Source organism: Maritimibacter harenae, assembly GCF_009882975.1.
GTDB classification, from domain to species: Bacteria; Pseudomonadota; Alphaproteobacteria; order Rhodobacterales; family Rhodobacteraceae; genus Maritimibacter; species Maritimibacter harenae.
The window spans coordinates 259,360-259,625 of sequence record NZ_WTUX01000002.1; the positions used below are offsets into that span (position 1 = coordinate 259,360).

The 266-nt window shown below is 62.4% G+C and carries 1 pseudogene (running past one end of the window); it reads left to right on the forward strand.

Going from position 1 to position 266, the window contains the following annotated elements:
* Window positions 1–266: pseudogene (locus tag GQE99_RS01280) on the forward strand (TAXI family TRAP transporter solute-binding subunit) (its annotated part extends 395 nt beyond the left edge of the window); the annotation flags it as partial.

A 266-nucleotide genomic window follows, 5' to 3' on the forward strand; every position in this document is an offset into this window, starting at 1 on the left:
AGAATACGACATCGACAGCCTCGACGACATCGCCGGCAGCGGCGCGCCGCTTCGCATCGGCATCAACCGCTCGGGCAACATCACGTCCAACGTGGCGTTGTTCATGCTGGAAGAGGCGGGCGTGACCGAGGAAAGCCTCACCGATGCCGGCGGACAGTTCGTGCGTGCGGGTGCCAACGAGCAGGCGGACCTGATTCAGGATGGTCGTCTCGACATGATCACGAACGGGATCTTCATCAACCACTCGTCGTTCCGCTCGGTGGACG